At 59.5% G+C, this 19,008-nt stretch carries 18 protein-coding genes and 1 pseudogene; 9 read left to right on the forward strand and 10 right to left on the reverse strand.

The window, feature by feature from the left end; translation table 11 throughout:
• Nucleotides 1-47: 47 nt before the first annotated feature.
• Entirely contained in the window at nt 48-917 is an 870-nt protein-coding gene (locus tag PI739_RS04080) for a TauD/TfdA dioxygenase family protein (protein ID WP_003371417.1), read from the forward strand.
• Between the two features lie 42 nt (nt 918-959).
• Here PI739_RS04080 and PI739_RS04085 read toward each other — a convergent pair whose 3' ends face one another.
• A complete protein-coding gene (locus tag PI739_RS04085) occupies nt 960-1,475 on the reverse strand; it encodes a GNAT family N-acetyltransferase (protein ID WP_004413976.1) in 516 nt (171 codons plus the stop codon).
• 154 nt (nt 1,476-1,629) lie between these two features.
• Here PI739_RS04085 and PI739_RS04090 point away from each other — a divergent pair, with 154 nt between their 5' ends.
• The 3 genes and pseudogenes from PI739_RS04090 (at nt 1,630) to PI739_RS24810 (ending at nt 4,954) form a co-directional block, all read left to right on the forward strand.
• On the forward strand, nt 1,630-2,757 hold the full coding sequence (locus tag PI739_RS04090; RefSeq protein WP_248680687.1) for a saccharopine dehydrogenase family protein: 1,128 nt from the start codon (nt 1,630-1,632) through the stop codon (nt 2,755-2,757).
• Between the two features lie 397 nt (nt 2,758-3,154).
• Nucleotides 3,155-4,048, forward strand: a pseudogene (locus PI739_RS24805) (methyl-accepting chemotaxis protein); the annotation flags it as partial.
• A 201-nt stretch (nt 4,049-4,249) separates the two neighbouring features.
• Nucleotides 4,250-4,954: a methyl-accepting chemotaxis protein gene (locus PI739_RS24810; RefSeq protein WP_371124565.1), complete on the forward strand. Its 705-nt coding sequence runs from the start codon at nt 4,250-4,252 to the stop codon at nt 4,952-4,954.
• Nucleotides 4,955-5,160: 206 nt separating this feature from the next.
• Here the strand turns inward: PI739_RS24810 and PI739_RS04100 are convergent, their stop codons facing one another.
• Nucleotides 5,161-6,093, reverse strand: a complete 933-nt coding sequence (locus tag PI739_RS04100) for a DMT family transporter (RefSeq protein WP_248680686.1) — start codon at nt 6,091-6,093, stop codon at nt 5,161-5,163.
• A gap of 74 nt (nt 6,094-6,167) precedes the next feature.
• Between PI739_RS04100 and PI739_RS04105 the strand changes: the two genes are divergently transcribed.
• Entirely contained in the window at nt 6,168-7,022 is an 855-nt protein-coding gene (locus tag PI739_RS04105) for a LysR family transcriptional regulator (RefSeq protein ID WP_060708847.1), read from the forward strand.
• Nucleotides 7,023-7,073: 51 nt separating this feature from the next.
• Here PI739_RS04105 and PI739_RS04110 read toward each other — a convergent pair whose 3' ends face one another.
• A complete protein-coding gene (locus PI739_RS04110; RefSeq protein WP_248672035.1) occupies nt 7,074-8,090 on the reverse strand; it encodes a 1-aminocyclopropane-1-carboxylate deaminase in 1,017 nt (338 codons plus the stop codon).
• A gap of 186 nt (nt 8,091-8,276) precedes the next feature.
• Here PI739_RS04110 and PI739_RS04115 point away from each other — a divergent pair, with 186 nt between their 5' ends.
• Together PI739_RS04115 and PI739_RS04120 are read left to right on the forward strand one after the other, a co-directional pair.
• Entirely contained in the window at nt 8,277-8,783 is a 507-nt protein-coding gene (locus PI739_RS04115; protein ID WP_058397692.1) for an Lrp/AsnC family transcriptional regulator, read from the forward strand.
• Nucleotides 8,784-8,928: 145 nt separating this feature from the next.
• On the forward strand, nt 8,929-9,837 hold the full coding sequence (locus PI739_RS04120) for a DUF808 domain-containing protein (RefSeq protein WP_060708848.1): 909 nt from the start codon (nt 8,929-8,931) through the stop codon (nt 9,835-9,837).
• Between the two features lie 194 nt (nt 9,838-10,031).
• Here PI739_RS04120 and PI739_RS04125 read toward each other — a convergent pair whose 3' ends face one another.
• From PI739_RS04125 to puuE, 6 genes are all read right to left on the reverse strand, one after another.
• The gene (locus tag PI739_RS04125; protein ID WP_003423373.1) at nt 10,032-10,817 is read right to left on the reverse strand and encodes an outer membrane protein OmpK; all 786 of its coding nucleotides are present in this window, start codon (nt 10,815-10,817) and stop codon (nt 10,032-10,034) included.
• Between the two features lie 365 nt (nt 10,818-11,182).
• Nucleotides 11,183-12,475, reverse strand: a complete 1,293-nt coding sequence (locus PI739_RS04130) for a urate hydroxylase PuuD (RefSeq protein ID WP_004413965.1) — start codon at nt 12,473-12,475, stop codon at nt 11,183-11,185.
• A 5-nt stretch (nt 12,476-12,480) separates the two neighbouring features.
• A complete protein-coding gene (locus tag PI739_RS04135; protein ID WP_003371439.1) occupies nt 12,481-12,993 on the reverse strand; it encodes an ureidoglycolate lyase in 513 nt (170 codons plus the stop codon).
• Nucleotides 12,994-13,216: 223 nt separating this feature from the next.
• Nucleotides 13,217-14,212 carry an allantoicase gene (gene alc, locus PI739_RS04140; protein ID WP_003371441.1) on the reverse strand — a complete coding sequence of 332 codons (996 nt, stop codon included), beginning with the start codon at nt 14,210-14,212 and terminating at the stop codon, nt 13,217-13,219.
• 41 nt (nt 14,213-14,253) lie between these two features.
• Nucleotides 14,254-14,769, reverse strand: coding sequence for a 2-oxo-4-hydroxy-4-carboxy-5-ureidoimidazoline decarboxylase (gene uraD / locus PI739_RS04145; RefSeq protein ID WP_002552800.1), 516 nt, complete (start codon nt 14,767-14,769; stop codon nt 14,254-14,256).
• Nucleotides 14,766-15,695 carry an allantoinase PuuE gene (puuE, locus tag PI739_RS04150; RefSeq protein WP_271351499.1) on the reverse strand — a complete coding sequence of 310 codons (930 nt, stop codon included), beginning with the start codon at nt 15,693-15,695 and terminating at the stop codon, nt 14,766-14,768. The genes uraD and puuE overlap by 4 nt, the downstream gene beginning before the upstream one ends.
• 398 nt (nt 15,696-16,093) lie before the next feature.
• On the opposite strand from puuE, the gene uraH reads away from it, so the two are divergent.
• Both uraH and PI739_RS04160 read left to right on the forward strand, forming a co-directional pair.
• Nucleotides 16,094-16,447 (forward strand): hydroxyisourate hydrolase, encoded by a 354-nt coding sequence (gene uraH, locus PI739_RS04155; RefSeq protein WP_004413963.1) that lies wholly within the window; start codon nt 16,094-16,096, stop codon nt 16,445-16,447.
• A 111-nt stretch (nt 16,448-16,558) separates the two neighbouring features.
• On the forward strand, nt 16,559-17,308 hold the full coding sequence (locus PI739_RS04160) for a GntR family transcriptional regulator (protein ID WP_054081144.1): 750 nt from the start codon (nt 16,559-16,561) through the stop codon (nt 17,306-17,308).
• Nucleotides 17,309-17,692: 384 nt separating this feature from the next.
• Here the strand turns inward: PI739_RS04160 and guaD are convergent, their stop codons facing one another.
• Nucleotides 17,693-19,006: a guanine deaminase gene (guaD, locus tag PI739_RS04165; RefSeq protein WP_054081143.1), complete on the reverse strand. Its 1,314-nt coding sequence runs from the start codon at nt 19,004-19,006 to the stop codon at nt 17,693-17,695.
• Nucleotides 19,007-19,008 lie beyond the last annotated feature (2 nt).

Below are 19,008 nucleotides of genomic sequence, written 5' to 3' on the forward strand. Positions count from 1 at the left end.
CACGGGCATGGTGATCGGCCATGCCAACAACCTGAAGGTGAGGGATCATGGATCAAATGGCACTCAAGGCCATAGAAGGCATCGCAGGCGCCGTGCGTGCGCCGTATCAGAGCATCACGGTCGACCGCCTGACACCGATCATCGGTGCCGAGGTCAGCGGTGTCGATCTGTCGCAGCCACCCAGTGCGGAGCAGTTGACGGAAATCCGCCGGGCCTTTCTGGAAAATCATGTGCTGGTGTTTCGCGATCAGCACCTGACGGTCGAACAGCACAAGGCGTTCGGCCGACTGTTTGGTCCGTTGCGCGCCTTGCCGGTGGACAGCATCGATGGCGATGACCCGGAACTGGTCGTGGTGCGCGCCAATGCGCAATCGCGTTTCGCTGCGGGCGAGCTATGGCACACCGACGGCACCGCTGATCTAGAGCCTTCAATGGGCTCGATGCTGTACGTCAAGGAAACCCCCGCCATCGGCACCGGCGGCGACACACTGTTTGCCAATATGCACCTGGCCATTGAAATGCTCTCGCCGGCGATGCAGCAGTTTCTCGGCGGGCTGACAGCCATTCACGATGGCGAGATTCCGTGGAAAGGCTATCAGCCGCCCGCCAACCTTCCGAAAAGCGAACACCCGGTGGTGGTTCGCCACCCTGAAACTGGGCGCCGCAGCCTATTCGTGAATTCCGGGTTCACCTCGCATATCGTGCAACTCTCGCCCGGCGAGAGCCGCACCGTACTGAATATGCTGTTCGATCTGATCGCCCGCGAACCCTGCCTCAGTTGCCGCGTGCGCTGGGAACCGAACACGCTGGTGTTCTGGGATAACCGCTGCACCCAGCATCACGCGGTGTGGGATTACTTCCCGCACTCGCGCTATGGCGAGCGAGTGACGATTCTCGGAGGGCGGCCCCAGGCCTGAAGGTGTTTGCGATTGACCGGCGAACGCCGGTCAGTTGCTTCATCAGCGCAGTGGCAGGTGGTATATCAGGTCGTCGAACCACTGATCGCCGATTTGATAGGCCTGCGGGACACGGCGCTCGAAGGTAAAGCCGCATTTCTCCAGAACCTTGCAGGAAGCGATGTTGCCGTCGGTCACGGTCGATTCCAGTGAATCCAGGCCGATGGCTGTTGCGTAGTCGATGATTGCGCGGCGTGACTCGGTGCCGAAGCCCTTGCCTTGATGTTCCGGCAGTAACAGACAGCCCACTTCGGCATGACCCGGCGACAGGATGCGAAAGCCGCTGACCCCCAGCTCTGCATCGTTTTGTGTGTCGGTGACCACCAGGCACAGCCAGTGATCGGACTCCGGCGTCCATTCGGGGAGGCGATGATCGAAGCCTTTGCGGATCTGCGCTTCTTCGATTTCTCCGAATACGTAGCGCATGGTCTCGGGCTCGGAGTGCAGCCTGAAAAACAGCGGCCAGTCGCTGGCGAGCAGGGTTCGCAGATAAAGTCGTTCGGTGTGTAGTTCCAGCATCCGTTGCTCCCGGGACAATCAAAAAAGGCACAGGGTTTTGTACCCGGCCTGCGGCCAATGATCAATAATGCACGCGCATTTCATTGCCATTGCTCACGGCAATCGTGGCGCAACGAGGCAGGGTCACATCCTTCTGCAGGTCAGGGACGAGTCAATGGCATTTCGCGTATTGGTCATCGGCGGCTACGGCAACTTCGGCAGCCTTATCTGCAATCATCTGGCGATGATGCCGGACATCGAACTGGTCATTTCCGGTCGCGACCCGCGCAAGCTGGCGGAAAAGGTTGCCGCACTGCAAACACTGGCTGGCAGATTCTGCGAGAGCTGGTGCGTGGACATCATGCAGGACGGCGCGGACAGTGAGCTGGGTGAATTGGGCATTGATCTGCTTATCCACACGGCGGGGCCTTTTCAGGGGCAGTCGTATGCCGTGGCCCGGCATTGCATTAAGGCGGGTGTGAATTATTGCGACCTGGCGGATTGCCGGGCATTTGTCGCCGGTATCGCCGGCCTCGATGCCCAGGCGCGTGAGGCAGGTGTCAGCGTGTTGAGCGGTTGCAGCTCGGTGCCGACGCTTTCGGCGGCCATCATCGATCAGCATCGCCAGCGTTTTCTGCGCATCGATTCGATAGAGCATGGCATCTCCTCGGCAGCGAAAATGCCCGGTCTGTCGACCGTGCGTGGCGTACTGGCCAATGCCGGGCGGCCGATCAGGCAACTGCGCAACGGCAAGGTCCACGAAGTCCATGGCTGGATGGACCTGACCCTGCGCCGGATGCCCGGCATGGGCACACGGCTGGTGGCCAATGTCGACGTCCCGGACCTGGATGTATTCGCGACACGTTATGCCGCGCAGCATCTGAGCTTCAAGGCCGGCTCCGCGCTCAAGGCCGGCGGCATCGCGACCTGGCTGCTGGCGCTGGCGATTCGCTGTGGGCTGCTGCGCGATCCTGCGTCATGGGCCGAGCGCCTGTACCGTTGGGGCGCGCGCTTTGAACAGTGGGGTGATCGAAAGAGCGCGATGTACATCGATGTCGATGGCGTCGACTTCACCGGCCAGCCGTTGTACATGCGTGCGCAATTGACTGCACTGAACGACAAGGGCCCGGAGATCCCCGGCAGTGCTGCCGTCGCGCTGAGCAGCAAAATGGCCGGTGGCTATCGCCCACAACCGGGCGCACGGGCCTGCGTCGGAGAAATCACCGTAGACGAGTACCTGGCAGCGATCAACGAGCCGGAAAACATCCGACTGGATGTTCATTTCACCGACCGCAACGTCTGACGCTGTTGCCAATCTCCGATGGCTCCGTACAGGCGAAGATCAAGGCAGTTTCATTGCGTGATCTTCCGGTTTCGCGCGGTGCCAATCATCGGAAAAATTCTGCTCAGGCGATTTAAATAAATATTCATCATCGCGCGCCGGCCCCGTAATTCATGGGCTTCAGGGTGCCTTCGATTGGCGCGTGCGTGATTCCGATAACGTTAACTATCAAGTTAAATCTTTCAGCGCCGACTCACGGGTATTCCGAAAAATCAAAGGCACACATGCAATGAGCGCAAAATGGTTGGACAATCTGAAAGTCAGCAAGAAGCTCGGGCTGGGCTTTGCCGCTATTTTGCTCGGAGTACTGACCGTCACCGTCATCGGCTACTCCAGCACCAACCTGCTGATCGAGCGCATGGGCAAAAGCAGCAAGGTCGCCGAGATCAAGGCTGACGTCCTGAATGCCCGGATTGCTGCGCAAGCCTATGCGACCGGCCCTACCGCCGCAGGTGTGCAGAATTACGCCAGCGCGCTGGATACCTTGAGCCGCAGTGTCGATCAGGGCCTGCAGGTGTTCGTGATCTCGAGCAACCTCGCCAAGCTGCGCGAGATCAAGGAGCAGGTGGGCGGTCTGAAGCAGACCTTCGACCAATTGGTGGGCATCAATCAGAAAGTCGACGAGGCGTTGAAACCGATCATCAAGGTGTCCGATGACGTCAGCGCGACCTTCGAGAATCTGCTGAACAAGACCATTGACGACACCTTGCGCTCGCCAAATGAAACCGGCATCAGGCAGGTCAAGATCGCTGGCGACCTGCGTAACGGCATGACCAATTTCCGTCTGGTGTTTCGCCGCTACCTGAGCGTTCCGAATGCCGACAACCGTCAGGCCACCTATAAGGCCGCCGACGCCCTGATCGCACAAGTGGACGCCGCTCGCAGCCAATTGCCTGTCGAGGCAAATGCTGCAGTGGATGCCGCGCTGGTGGCGTTGAAACAATACAAGGTCCTGATGTCGTCGATTTCGGACATGCTTCAGCAGACCGAGCAGATCCGCAACGATCTGCAACAGCAATCCGTAGCGACCGCAGCCCGTGCCGATGATCTGGCAGCGCTGCAGGTCATCAGTGCCAAGAAGGAACAACAAACCGCTGTGGTGCAATTGCTCAGCGTAGCGCTGGTCGTGCTGCTGGTCGGCATCTTTGCTGCGTTCCTGATCACGCGTCAGATTACCGTGCCGTTGAACAGCACCGTGATTGCGGCGCGCCGGATTGCCGACGGTGATCTGACCCATGACAGCAGCACCACCCGCCAGGACGAACTGGGCCTGCTGCAGAACACCATGCAGCACATGACTGTTTCGCTGCGCGGCCTGATCGGTGGCATCGGCAACGGTGTTACGCAGATCGCCACGGCGGCCGAACAATTGTCTGCGGTCAGCGAGCAGACCAGCGCGGGTGTCACCCTGCAGAAAAACGAAGTCGATCAGGTCGCCACTGCCATGAACGAAATGGCCTCTACCGTACAGGAAGTGGCGCGCAACACCGAAGACGCTTCGCAAGCCGCCAAACAGGCCAGCGAGCGCGCTGCCCACGGTAGCAGTGTGGTGCAGCATGCTACGCGCGAAATCGGGCAATTGGCCGGTGAAGTGCAGCAATTGGGTGAAGCCATGCAGCGTCTGACCGAAGACAGCGGCAAGATCGGCAGCGTGATTGACGTGATCAAGGCGGTCGCCGAGCAAACCAACCTGCTGGCGCTCAACGCAGCCATCGAGGCCGCAAGGGCAGGCGAGCAGGGTCGCGGTTTTGCCGTGGTGGCTGACGAAGTCCGCTCGCTGGCTCAGCGTACGCAGAACTCCACAACTGAAATCGAAGCGCTGATCCAGGCGTTGCAAAAAGGTACAGGCGCCGCCTCGGGCCTGATGGACGCCAGCCTGCAGCGCACTGAAGGCACCGTGGTGCTGGCTCGTCAGGCCGAACAGGCGCTGGTGGAAATCAACCAGTCCATCGGCACCATCGAACAGATGAGTCAGCAGATTTCCGCCGCGGCCGAGCAACAGAGCGCCGTGACCGAAGAAATCAACCGCAGCGTACTCAGCGTTCGCGACATTGCCGATCAGTCCGCTTCTGCCACTGAGCAAAGCGCTGCGTCGACCGTCGAGCTGGCCCGTCTGGGCAGCGATTTGCAGAGCATGGTCGCGCGTTTCAAGATTTAACCTGCGCCAGGCTCTGTACGAAAAGTCGGCGAGCGAAGGTCAGGCGAGGCAAAAACAGGCGAGGAACGGCCGGGGTCGCGTTCGACTCTACGTGTTGTAAATGAGCATTCCGATTGGACTCGCCTCCGACCCTGTTTTTAACGAAGCATCACCGAGCGCAGCCACTTTTCGTACAGAGCCTAAGCAAAGTCGATCTCCTGACCCCATCAGGAGGCCGACTGCCGTTGTTCCGCCCGCACCACCATCCACACGCCGATACCTGACACCGCCATGCCTGACGCCATCTGCCAGGACAGCGGTTCGTCGAACATCGCCCAGGCCCAGAGCATCGTCACCGGTGGGCTGAGGTACAGCACGCTGGCGACGCGGGTCGCCGTCGCGCGGCGCAGACACACCCAATACAGTCCGTACCCGCCCAGGGTTGCCAGACCCACCGTCCATAGCACGCTCAGCGCAAAGCCGGTACTGGCTACAGGCGCCAGGCTGCCCTGTGTGCCCTGAATAATCGCGAAGGCCATGCTGGAAACAGCGCATTGCAGCCACAGGTTGGGCAGCAGTGCCATAGGCTGCGCGGTGCTGGACTGTTTCTGCCACAGCGTCGCGATGGCCAGTGACAACATGCCCAGCAGCGGCAGGCCGTAGGCCCACAACGGTGCGTCACCTACCGCCAGCGCGCTGTAGGTCACCAGCACTACACCGATCAGCCCGACCAACAGTCCCGCCCAGATTTGCCAGGCCAGCCGTTGTCCGAGCACCACTGCCGCCAGGAGCGCCATGCCCATGGGCAACAAATCGGCAAACAGTGCGGCGAGTCCGGCGGGCACGCCCAGCGCAATGCCCTGCGTGACACCGGCGACGTAGCCGGCCATGGCCAGCAGGCCGATACCTGCGTTTTTCAGCAGCGTGGCCGGCGCGATCGATCTCAGTTGCCTGGCGACAAAAGGCAGCAGGATCAGGGTGACCACCACACAGCGCCAGAACACCACCAGCAGCGGCGGCGCATGTTCCAGCGAAAAGCGTGCGCCGACGAAACCCGAACTCCAGGTCAGAACCAGCGCAGCTTCAAGCAGGGGCAAGGGAATGGCCTGGTGCCAGGCAGGCCGCGAGACGCTCGGAGCAATCGACAGGTATGAGTTCATGGACGCAGGTTACGAAAACGGCGTAGTCTAATAAATCAAAATTAAATGCATGACTTATTCAGGAAATCTGAATCATGACGGCCATTCTCGACATCGAACTGGTGCGCACCTTCCATGCGGTGGCGCGGATAGGAAAGTTTTCGGCGGCTGCCGAACAACTTCATAAAAGCCCGGCAGCAGTAAGTGTGCATATCCAGCGCCTCGAGGCCGTGGCGGGCGGGCGCTTGCTCAACCGTGACAACCAGGCGGTGTCGCTGACGGCATTGGGCAAGCGCCTGCTGTTGTCGACGACAGAGTTGCTGTCCACGCATGACCGGGTGCTGGCGGATCTGCAAGGTACTCATCTGGCCGGACGCATCACGCTGGGGGTTCCGGATGAGTACGCCGTGCATGTCATTCGCGACATCCTGCCAGTGTTCGCGGCCGCGTGGCCCAATGTCGTGCTGGAGTTGAAATCCGCACCCAGCTACTCCCTGCGCGAGCAGGTTGTGCGTGGCAAGTTGCAGACAGCAGTGATCGCGCAACCCAAAGGGCAACTGAGTGCTGATACGCAGTTTCTGGTATCGACCAAGCCGGTCTGGGTCGGGCCGGCCAGTGCCGCACTGGCATCTGCGGACCCGTTGCCGCTGGCGATTCACGCAGCGCAATGTCCTTATCGTGAAGCCATGCTGGCGTCACTCAAAGACAACGGCCGCAAAACCCGTGTAGTTCTCGAAAGCCCGTCCAACCAAGCGATCAAAGCCTGTGTGGAAGCGGGTCTGGCGATCAGCCTCATCGATCGGAGCGGGGTCACGGAAGCCATGCAGATTCTTGATGACCTGCCTGAAATACCCGAGCACGAAATCGTCTTCCTGCGCTCGCTGTCGTCGCAGAACGACGAGGCGGTGAGCCTGCTGGCGCAGGCGCTGCAGAAGTATTTTCGGGTTTAGCCGGCAACACTGCAGCCGAAGTGTGTTATCGACTGCAGGAACGCTTTCGGCTCAACCGTCCTTGAACAGAAAGCTGTAGGCATTCAACGCCGGCACGCCGCCCAGGTGGGCGTAGAGCACTTTCGAGCCTTCGGGGAATTCGCCGTTGCGCACCATGTCGATCATGCCGTGCATGGATTTGCCTTCGTAGACCGGGTCGGTCAATACGCCCTCCAGGCGGGCGCAGAGGCGGATGGCTTCGAGGGTGCCATCGTTCGGCAGGCCGTATTCCGGGTAGGCATAGCGGGTGTCGAGCACCACGTCTTCGGCGGTGATTTCGCGGCCCAGCTCCACCAGTTTTGCGGTGTTCTGAGCGATACGCAGAACCTGCGCGCGGGTCTTTTCCGGTTTGGCCGACGCGTCGACACCGATCACACGCTGTGCCCGGCCATCGGCAGCGAATCCCACCAGCATGCCTGCGTGAGTACTGCCGGTTACCGAGCAGACCACGATGTAGTCGAACTTGAAGCCCAGTTCTTCTTCCTGCTGGCGCACTTCATCGGCAAAACGCACGAACCCCAGGCCGCCATAAGGGTGCTCCGAGCAGCCCGCTGGAATCGGAAACGGTTTGCCGCCGCTTTCCTCGACGTCGGCCATGGCCTTTTCCCAGCTCGGGCGAATGCCAATATCGAAGCCTGCCGAATCCAGGCGCACATCGGCGCCCATGATGCGCGACATCTCGATATTGCCGACCCGGTCGTACAACGCGTCGGAATAGTTGACCCAATTCTCCTGAACCAGCACGCACTTCATGCCCAGATGCGCCGCGACGGCTGCCACCTGACGGGTCTGGTTGGACTGGATGCCACCGATCGACACCAATGTGTCGTAGCCGCCGTCGATGGCTTCCGGCACCAGGTATTCCAGTTTGCGGGTCTTGTTGCCGCCGAAGGCCAGACCGCTGTTGCAATCCTCGCGCTTGGCATACAGCTCGACCTTGCCGCCCAGATGCTCACTCAAGCGTTTCAGTGGGGTAATAGGCGAGGGGCCGAAGGTCAGAGGGTAGCGCTTGAACTTGCTCAGGTTCATATCGGGTCTCCGTTGATAAGTTGATCCGGGCACTGAAGGTGGAACTCGATGTGTTTATCGAGCGGCCCGGCATGGCTCCCATCATAGGAAAACTGCGAATAATCGTGGTTGCAAAGAATTGTCTATCTACAAAATAAGCGTTAGCCTGAACACAACTAAACAGATTTTTATTGTGTGAATTTTATTATGAAAGCAATAAATGAACGCACTAAAAAGTCCGGTGCTGACATGACGCCGCTGCTGGACAGGATTGACCGCGCCATCCTCAAGACCCTGCAACGTGACGCGTCCATTTCCAATGTGGCACTTGCCGAGAAGGTCAAACTGAGTCCGCCTGCGTGCCTGCGGCGCGTCGAGCGGCTGAAAGAGGCGGGCGTGATCAAGGGCGTGGTGGCGTTGCTCAATGGCGATGTTCTGGACGCAGGCATGGTGGTGCTGATCGGTGTCGTACTGGACCGCTCGACACCGGATTCATTTGCTCAATTCGAAGCCGCCGCGCAGAAGGTTTCCGGCTGTATGGAGTTTCATGTCGTCACCGGCGAGTTCGACTACTTCATGTTGCTGCGCACCAGGGACAGTCAGAGCTTCAACCGCCTGCACGCCGAACAGTTACTGTACTTGCCCGGTGTCAGACAGATCCGTTCGTTCATGGGGCTGCGTCAGGTCGTTTCCACGACACAGTTGCCCATTTGACGGTTTCGGCGTGGCCTGTTTGCTGCATGCAGCGTCAAACGTTCACGTCTGACCAAGGTCAGAGTTGCTGACTGCCACATGATTGACTCTGGCGCATGATTCAATCAGCGCCGTTTCTTTTTTTACTTGCTCAAGGATTTTCATTTTGGCTGCTGGAAGCTTGCTTACCCTGCTTGACGATATTGCGACGTTGCTCGATGACGTGGCGCTGGCCACGAAGAAGACGGCGGGTGTGCTGGGTGATGATCTGGCGCTCAATGCCCAGCAGGTCACCGGTGTTTCAGCGGATCGCGAATTGCCGGTTGTCTGGGCCGTGGCCAAGGGGTCATTGCTCAACAAGGCCATTCTGGTTCCGGCAGCGCTGTTGATCAGTGCCTTCGCACCCTGGGCGATTCTGCCGTTGCTGATGATCGGCGGTGCGTTTCTGTGCTTCGAGGGCTTCGAGAAAATCGCCCATAAATGGCTGCATCCCGAAACCGGTGAAGAGCATGAGCAGCGCAAGCAGGCGTCGACGGATGCGTCCGTGGACATGGTGGCGTTCGAAAAGGAGCGCGTAAAAGGCGCGATTCGCACGGACTTCATTCTTTCCGCGGAAATCATCGTGCTCGCGCTGGGCGTGGTCTCGGCCAGACCCTTCATGGATCAGGTCGGTGTGCTGGTCATCGTCGCAGTGCTGATCACCGTGGGGGTCTACGGGCTGGTGGCCGGTATCGTCAAACTCGACGACCTGGGCCTGTACCTGAAGAAAAGCGCAGCTTCGGTGTCACAAAAGATCGGTGCCGGCCTGCTGTGGCTGGCACCGGTGTTGATGAAAGTGCTGTCGATCGTCGGTACTGCCGCCATGTTCATGGTCGGCGGCGGGATCCTGGTCCACGGTCTGCCGTTCGCTCATCATTGGGTCGAAGGCGTGACTGAAGCGGCAGCCGGTACGGTTGGCGGTCTGTCGATGATCGTTCCGACGCTGATCGATGCTGTTGCCGGGATCATTGCCGGTGCCGTGCTGGTGCTGGTCGTGACGCTGGTTGGCAAGGTCTGGAAAGCTACGAAGGAGTGAGTGGAGCCGGTCATCCACACTTCTGATCCAGGGCCGTGGGCGCGAGCCGGGCGACGCTTAGCTTGCTCGCGAAGGGGCTGGTACAGCCAACCGAAGGGTGTCTGAAACACCGCCTTCGCGAGCAAGCTCGCTCCCACAGAGACCTATGTAACGTAGAGCTTGGGAGTGAGCGTCATCACCGTCAAACAACGTGCTTAGAAGAACACCTTCACCAGCAAACTCGCGGTGTTCTGATCGGTGTCGAAGGAGCTGGTGTCCTTGATGCCGTATTTGTTGGTCCAGTAGTCGTACTCAATACCCACGTAGAGCTGCCGCTCCGGGTAATTCAGTGCCTTGCCCAGGTCATACTTGATCTGCGGGTTGAAGTGCAGGTTGGAGTGGTAAGTGCCACGCGAGGTCTTGTCGTTGTCGACCACCCAGTCCATGAAGCCGTCGATCAGCACATCCGATTTGCCCACCGGGATGGTGTAGGACCACACCGGAGTGATCTGCCACACGCCGTCGCCCGGGCGATTGCCTTCGGTCTGGCGCTGGTAGAAGTTAAGCTGGAAGTAGTCGAAACCCGGTATCTTCAGGTCGAACGCCGGACCGATCAGGTACGACTCGTTATCGCCTTCACCGAACTCGTAAGTTGCGGCAATCAGCACATCGCTGATCGGCCCGAACTCGAACTTCTGGCCGAAGATCTTGCCCAGCGACAGGCGTGGCGAGAACTCGCCGTAATAGGTGTTATCGCCAGCGGTTGCGTCTTTCTTGCCGTTGTAGAAGATCTTGTCGACGAAGAAGAAGTTGTCGCCGTACTTCCAGCTGTCCGCGTGCTCAAAGGTAAAGGTCTGCTGATTTTCCGGGTTGACAGCAAAGTCTCGTCCATTGAGATAGGTCAGGCTATTACTCTGCCACTGGAAGATATCCCCTGCCATGGCGGGTGCGGCAGCCAGCAGACTGCTGGCCAGTAATGCACTGGAAATCGTACGGTTCATGCGGTGAGCCCCTTGATGTAGATCGTGATTTTTTCGGACTGGCGCTCTATGCGTGACGCCTTGTCGGTGGTTGCAATAATTTGTCTGTCTGGTCAGCTTTGTGTTGTTAGCAAGAGCTGCGCCAATCAGTGAAAAAAAGTTTAAGTAACCCTTCAAACCGATATCGAAGTGTCGATTTCAGGTCTTTTTTTCCAATGCACAGCGTTCTGCGTGCCGTTCAGCCAGTGGGCCGCCCGGTCGGGTTCAGTTAGCGGGAAAGTGGTGGGCGGGTTGGCAGCGGCGGCGGAGGATACTGACTCGCGTCGCCGTGCTCAAGTGCTCCAGAGCAGGGCGTCTGGAGCGAAAACAGGGCAATGCCCGTTGCTTCAGTTGATGTGCGCGCCCTGATCGATCCAGGCGCCTACCAGATCACGTTCCTGCTGGGTCATCTGGGTAATATTGCCCAGCGGCATGATCGGCGCGGTGATCGCCTGCGCCTTGATACGCGGTGCCTGTTGCTGAATCTGCTCAGGCGTATCGAACATCACGCCGGCCGGAGCGACGCTGAACAACTGACTGGTAGGCGTGGCCGAGTGACAGACCGAGCAACGTTGCCGAATGACGTCGTGCACCGTGTTGAAGTCTGCACCTGCCACCTTGGCAGGTTCGGGCTGGGCAGACGCTGCCTGGGCAGGCGCAGCGGCGGGTTGCGCAGGTTGCTCATCAGCCCGATGACCGCCGACCGCTGTACCGGGCAGTGGCTGATAGACGATCCTGGCCGGTGGTTGCGCAGGGCCGGTGACATACGCCAGGCACAGCATGCCCAGCGCCGCGACCGGCAGGGTCCAGGCGAAGCGGTGGCTGTTGTGCCGCGTATTGAAGTAATGGCGGACCAGCACGGCCAGCAGCGCGATGCCTGCGAGAATCAGCCAGTTGTACTCACTGCCGTAAGTGCTTGGAAAGTGATTGCTGATCATGATGAACAGCACAGGCAGAGTGAAGTAGTTGTTGTGCCGTGAACGTAACAGGCCCTTTGCCGGCAGGCTTGGGTCCGGCGTACGGTTCTCGGCAATGGCGGCTACCAGCGCGCGCTGGGCCGGCATGATGATGCGGAACACGTTGCCGACCATGATGGTGCCCATGATCGCGCCCACATGCAGATAGGCACCGCGACCGCTGAACACTTTGCTGAACCCGTATGCCGCCGCGACCAGCAGCACGAACAGGACCACGCCCAGCAGGGCAGGGCGCTTGCCCAGTGGCGAGTCACACAGAAAGCTGTAGATGAACCAGCCGACGAACAACGAACCCAGGCCGATGTGCACGCCCTCGGCACCACTCAGGCTGCTGCCCGGTGCCAGCAGGTACAGCGTCGGGTTGGCGTAGAACACCACGCACAACAGCGCGACCCCTGACAGCCAGGTCGAATAGGCTTCCCATTTGAACCAGTGCAGATTCTCCGGCATGGTCGGCGGTGCGAGCTTGTACTTCTCCAGGTGGTAGATGCCGCCGCCGTGGATCGCCCACAGATCACCCGACAGGCCTTCACGCGGGTTACTGCGGTTGAGGTTGTTCTCCAGCCAGACGAAGTAGAACGATGCGCCGATCCAGGCGACGCCGACAATCATGTGAATCCAGCGCACGCCCAGATTCAGCCATTCCATCATATGTGCCAGCACGGTGTTTACCCTTCCAGTGGGTGGGGATCGAGAACCAGCAACTGGCTCTCGGCAAAGTAATGCTCGTCGCAGTTGTTGCCTTCGCCACTGCGATCAACCACCAGGAAGTCATCCCGCTTTTCGATCGTCAGCACCGGATGGTGCCAGACGCCGCGATGGTAATTGACACCCTGCCTGCCGTTCGACACGAAGGCGCGGGTCAGCTCTGATTCAGGCACATCGCCAACCGGCGCGACCACGATCAGAAAGGGGTTGCCGAGCAACGGCACGAACGCCTGACTGCCCAGCGGATGACGCTCCAGCATGCCGATGGTCAACGGCATCGGCAGCGCTTCGGCGCGGAAGATGCTGATGATCGCCTTGTCTTCCGGCTGCGCGGTCTGCACATCAGCCAGACGATGAAAGCGCATGGTCGAGCCGTTATTGATCATGAAGTGATCGCTGCCGTCGGTTTCAATCACATCACCGAATGGCGCAAAGGCTTCCTTGGTCAGTGGCTCGATTATCAGTTTGCGCATGCGGGTTCTTCTTCAATGGTTTTGAGGGTGGGTCGTTTGCACATTCGTATTGATGACTATCGTGCCAATGCTCTGCGTTGGCATGCATTTCGTGACGCTCTGCGTCACAACTCTACGCCGCGCCACACATACTCAAGACTGGACGCAGAGCGTCCGGAACTGCATTCCCACGCAGAGCGTGGGAACGATAGCCTGTTGCCTTCTGCTGACTTCCGACGCGTTGTTACCTGGCCACCTTGCCCAGTACTCGCAGGCGGCTCACGCCCCCGTCCGGGAATACGTTCAGGCGGATGTGGGTGATCGGGCCGATCGCCTTGATCTGCTCGGCGAACTCGTGTTCTGCGTGCATGGTCAGCTTCTGGCTGGGCAGCAACTCGCGCCAGAACAGGCTCTGGGTTTCGATCTGGCTGTCGGTGCCACCCTTGACCAGAGCGCCCTGAATCGAGCAGCTGTCCGGGTAGTTACCTTTGAAGTGCAGGGTATCGACGATGACTTTCTCGACTTCGCCCTTATGCCCGAGTGCCACAATCACCCAATCGTTGCCGGGTGTGCGGCGGCGCGCGGTTTCCCAGCCGTCGCCCATGTTCACACCGCGCCCAGGGTTGAGGATATTGCTCATGCTGCCGTAATGCTCATCGGAGCAGGCAATCGATCGGCCGCCATTGAGCGCTGCAACCAGATCGATCTGCTCGTCCTCGCTGACTTTCGACCAGTCGCGATGCGGTACACCGTACACGCGCAGACGCGCGACGCCGCCATCCGGGTAGATGTTGAAGCGCAGGTGGCTGAACGCCTGATCGTTGCTGATCTCGTGGTAATGATGGCTGTTGCCTTGCAGCTCCACAGACGGCAGCACTTCGGTCCAGGCAGTGTTTTCATCGGGCTCGCCCGACGCCAGGAAGCACGCCTCCAGCGACGCGGAAGGCGGGAAGTTGCCGGTGAAAAACGAGGTGTCGATGTCCACACCCTTGATGGTTCCTGCCACACCGAGGCGAATCACTGCGCTGTCGTACCCTTCGAAACGCTTGCGGCGCGACTCCCAGCCGTCCATCCACTTGCCGTTGTCGTCGAACACGCCTTCTTTCCAGACGGCCGGGGTCGGCTGGAACAGCCGGTTGGCGTCGGCGAACCAGTCATCGGTGACCGAAAGGATTTTGGTGCCCAGACGTGCGTCGGCCAGGTTCACGAACTTCTCGAACGGTGCGGCGTAAACTTTCATGCTCTTTGTCTGCCTTCTGAATACGGTTATGACTGCGACGCTCAAAGCGCCTGTAGACGAAACAGTGCGATCTTGTTGATCTCGGCCAGGGCGCAAGCAAACTCGGCCTCGGGCGAGTGGTGGATGCGTTGTTCGAACGCTGCCAGAATTTTGTGCCTGTCGCTGCCCTTGACCGCCATGATGAACGGAAAGCCGAAGCGGGCCTTGTAAGCCTCGTTCAGCTCGGTAAAGCGCTGGAACTCCTCAGGCGTGCAGTGGTGGATACCGGCGCCGGCCTGTTCATCGGTACTGGCCTGAGTCAGCTCGCCCTGGACGGCAGCCTTGCCTGCCAGGTCCGGGTGGGCATTGATCAGTGCCAGTTGTTGCTCGTGTGTGGCACCCAGCAGGATCTCGCTCATGCGTGCGTGAAGGGTCTCGACCTGATCGAGATGCGCGCCTGTGCTTTGGTCGAACGCTTGCTGCGCGACCCACGGTGAGTGTTCGTAGATATCGGCAAAGGCCGCGATGAACGCCTCCCGGCCCAGGCTTGAAGGTGTCAGTGTCTTGAACGTGCTCATTGCTCGGCCTTGCCGCTAAACGGATGTTCAGTGTGCCAGTGCCGGGCGATATCGACACGACGGGTAAACCACACCTGCTCATGGCCTTTGGCGTACTCGATGAAACGCTTGAGTGCGGCGAGGCGGGCGGGGCGGCCGATCAGGCGGCAATGCAGGCCGATGGAAAGCATCTTCGGTGCGTCTTCGCCTTCGGCATACAGCACGTCGAACGCATCCTTGAGGTACTGAAAGAACTGCTCGCCATTGTTGAAGCCCTGCACCTGGGTGAAACGCATGTCGTTGGTGTCCAGGGTGTACGGAATCACCAGATGAGGCTTACCGGTCGGGTTGTTCGGCTCCCAGTACGGCAGGTCGTCGTCGTAGGTGTCGCAATCATAGAGAAACCCGCCTTCCTCCATGACCAGGCGCCGGGTGTTGGGGCCGGTGCGCCCGGTGTACCAGCCCAACGGCCGTTCGCCGCTGATGTCGGTGAGGATCTGGATCGCCTGGCGCATGTGCTCACGCTCCTGGGCTTCGTCCATGTTCTGGTAGTCGATCCAGCGATAGCCGTGGCTGCAGATCTCATGACCTTCGGCGACCATGGCGCGGATTACATTCGGATGACGTTGCGCAGCCATGGCCACGGCAAAAATGGTCAGGGGGATATCGAACTGCCTGAACAGCTTGAGAATGCGCCACACACCGGCGCGGCTGCCGTACTCGTACAGCGACTCCATGCTCATGTTGCGCTGGCCCTGGAGTGGCTGCGCGGCAACCATCTCGGACAGAAAGGCTTCTGATTCCTTGTCGCCATGCAGAATATTGCGCTCGCCACCTTCCTCGTAATTCAGCACGAAAGACAAGGCAATGCGCGCATTACCCGGCCAGCGTGGGTGAGGCGGGTTGTTGCCGTAACCGATCAGGTCGCGTGGGTAGTCAGCGCTCACTGCAAGCTTCCTTTTTCTACATGGGGTGCGTTGGATGCGTTAAGTCAGGTGCAATGCCAAGAGCGGTCAAGGCACTGTTGAGTCAAGATTGTATACAATTTTGTTTTCAGCTTGTAACCCTGTACGTTTCTGCACCGAAGCGTCTCGATAAGCGTAAAACAAGCAAGAAACCTGCCTGACTGGTCAGCTAATCGTAAAAAACCTGATATTTTTCCTCTGCTTCCTATATCTCTGGCCAATCCTGCGCCCAGTCGGCGTCCTGGCCACGGGCTGTTGAACGATCAGGAATTTATTGTGTACAGCTTTTCCCGAAAGTGTCTTAATCGGTCGCAATCGCACGATGTAGAGCACTTCATTGGTGCACTGCTTGACCATGGCCGGATGTGAGGAGTGAAGTTTTGGGAAAATTGACCACACATGTACTGGATGCCGCCCACGGCTGCCCAGGCAGCGCCATCCACATCGAGCTGTACCGGGTCGAAGGCCAGCAACTGCTGCACGTTGTCAGTGCGCTCACCAATAGCGACGGACGTTGCGATGCGCCGCTGTTGCAGGGCGAGGCCTATCAATCCGGCGTCTATCAGTTGCACTTCAAGGCTGGCGATTATTACCGCGCGCGGGGCGTGGCCCTGAATGAGCCTGCCTTTCTCGATGAGGTGGTGCTGCGCTTCGGCATTGATGCAGGTCAGGAACACTTTCATGTGCCGCTGTTAATCTCGCCATACAGCTACTCGACGTACAGGGGCAGCTGAATACCTCTTGCCCGCCCCACACTGCGGGCTTTTTTTTGCGCGTGTCTGCGCTTTTGCCCTGTGTACAATGCGCCAGTCCCGATGCCGTCATCCACCTGCGCACGAGTGCCCATGAACGACCAGTCCCTGCCCCTCAAGAAACAGCCGCGCAGCCTTGGCTCAAGCCGTAACGTCACGCAGGACGATGTCGTTTACGAACATGTCTTCGATGCCATTCTGGAACAGCGGCTGGCGCCGGGTACCAAATTGAGTGAAGAGGCGCTGGGCGAGATTTTCGGTGTGAGCCGTACCATCATTCGTCGCGCCCTGTCGCGGTTGGGCCATGAGGGCGTCGTGCTGCTGCGCCCCAACCGTGGCGCGGTGGTCTCCAGCCCCAGCGTTGAAGAGGCGCGGCAGGTGTTTTTCGCCCGGCGTATGGTCGAGAAGGCAATCACTGAACTGGCGGTCGAGCACGCCACTGCCGAGCAACTGGCCGAGCTGCGCCAGATGGTCAGCGACGAGCGCGACAGCTTCGCCCGCGGTGATCGGGGTGCCGGTATTCGTTTGTCCGGCGAATTCCATCTTCAGTTGGCCGTGGCCGCTAGAAACGCGCCGCTGATCAGCTTCCAGCGCAGCCTGGTGTCGCAGACCTCGCTGATCATTGCCCAGTACGAAACCGGCAATCGCACGCACTGTTCCTACAATGAGCACAGCCAGTTGATCGACGCCATCGAAGCCCGTAATGCGGCACTGGCCGTCGAATTGATGATGCATCACATGGACCACATCGACAGCAAACTCAACCTTGACGAAGACAGCGCCACGGATGATTTGCATGCGGTGTTCTCGCACGTCATGGGCCGGAAAAAACCGGGGCGTTGAGGCTGTGTGGATGAACAATTATCGTGCGACGCAGAGCGTCGCGACCTGCATTCCCACGCGGAGCGTGAGGAACGATCATCTCAACTATCGTGCTGATGTTCTGCATCGGTCTGAACAGACAATCCGATTATCGTGCGACGCTCAGCGTCGTCATGCCGTTCCGGACGCTCTGCGTCCTCTTGGCGACGCAGAGCGTCGAGGAACCAGCATCTCAACTATCGTGCTGATGTTCTGCGTCGGTCTGAACAGACAATCCGATTATCGTGCGACGCTCAGCGTCGTCATGCCGTTCCGGACGCTCTGCGTCCTCTTGGCGACGCAGAGTGTCGAGACCTGCATTCCCACGCTGGAGCGTGAGTGGCGAGAGTTGTCCTGAGAGCAGGTTCAACTCCGCTCATGCACCAATCGCCCACCTGACCAGGTCTGCTTCACAGTCCGGTCATCACCAATCGTCATCAGCACGAACAGAATCTCTTCGATGCCTTTGGCTTGCTTCAAACGATACGACAGCAGCGGGGTGGCGTTGTAGTCGAGCACCAGGAAGTCAGCCTCGTTGCCTGGCTTCAGGCTGCCGACCTTGTCTTCCAGGCGCAGTGCCCGCGCGCCGCCCAGCGTCGCCAGGTACAGCGACTTGAACGGATTGAGCCGCGCGCCCTGCATCTGCATGACCTTGTAGGCCTCGTTGAGGGTCTGCAGAATCGAAAAACTGGTGCCGCCGCCCACGTCGGTACCCAGACCGACATTCACCTTGTGCTTCTCGGCCATCGGCAAGTTGAACAGGCCGCTGCCCAGAAACAGGTTGGAGGTCGGGCAGAAAGCAATCGCCGAACCGGTCTGCGCCAGTCGGGCGCATTGTTCGTCGCACAGGTGCACGCCATGGGCGAACACCGAGCGCTCGCCGAGCAGGTTGAAGTGATCGTAGACGTCCAGGTAATGCTTGCGCTCCGGGAACAGCGCCTTGACCCACTCGATCTCCTGAAGGTTCTCGCTGATGTGGGTCTGCAGGTACAGGCCGGGGTATTCGGTCAGCAACTGGCCGGCCAGACTCAACTGCTCCGGGCTACTGGTTGGCGCGAATCGTGGGGTCACTGCGTAGCTCAAACGCCCTTTTCCATGCCAGCGTTCGATCAACGCCTTGCTGTCGGCATACCCGGATTCTGGCGTATCGACCAGGTAGTCCGGCGCATTGCGGTCCATCATCACCTTGCCGGCGATCATGCGCAGATCAAGTGCCTGCGCCGCGCTGAAAAACGCCTCGACCGATTCCTTGTGCACGCTGCCGAACACCAGTGCCGTGGTTGTACCGTTGCGCAGCAGTTCCTTGATGAAGATGTCGGCCACCTGTGCTGAATGCGCGGGGTCGGCGAACTGGCTTTCGCAGGGGAAGGTGTAGGTGTTGAGCCAGTCCAGCAACTGCTCGCCGTAGGCGCCGATCATGCCGGTTTGCGGCAAGTGAATATGGGTGTCGATGAACCCCGGTGTGATGAGTGCGTCCGGGTACTCGATCAGCTCGACATCGTCGTCGAGGCGCTCCAGCAGATCGGCAGCGTGACCCACCGAAACGATCTTGCCGTCCTCGACCAGCAGCAAGCCGTCGGCAAAGTATTCACAGGATGCCTCCAGCGCCACTTCGGCCGGGTCGGCGAGGCTGTGAACGATGGCGGCGCGGTAGGCTTTACGGCGGGAAACTGAACTCATGG

Source organism: Pseudomonas cerasi, from assembly GCF_027983475.1.
In the GTDB taxonomy this organism is placed as follows: Bacteria; Pseudomonadota; Gammaproteobacteria; order Pseudomonadales; family Pseudomonadaceae; genus Aquipseudomonas; species Aquipseudomonas cerasi.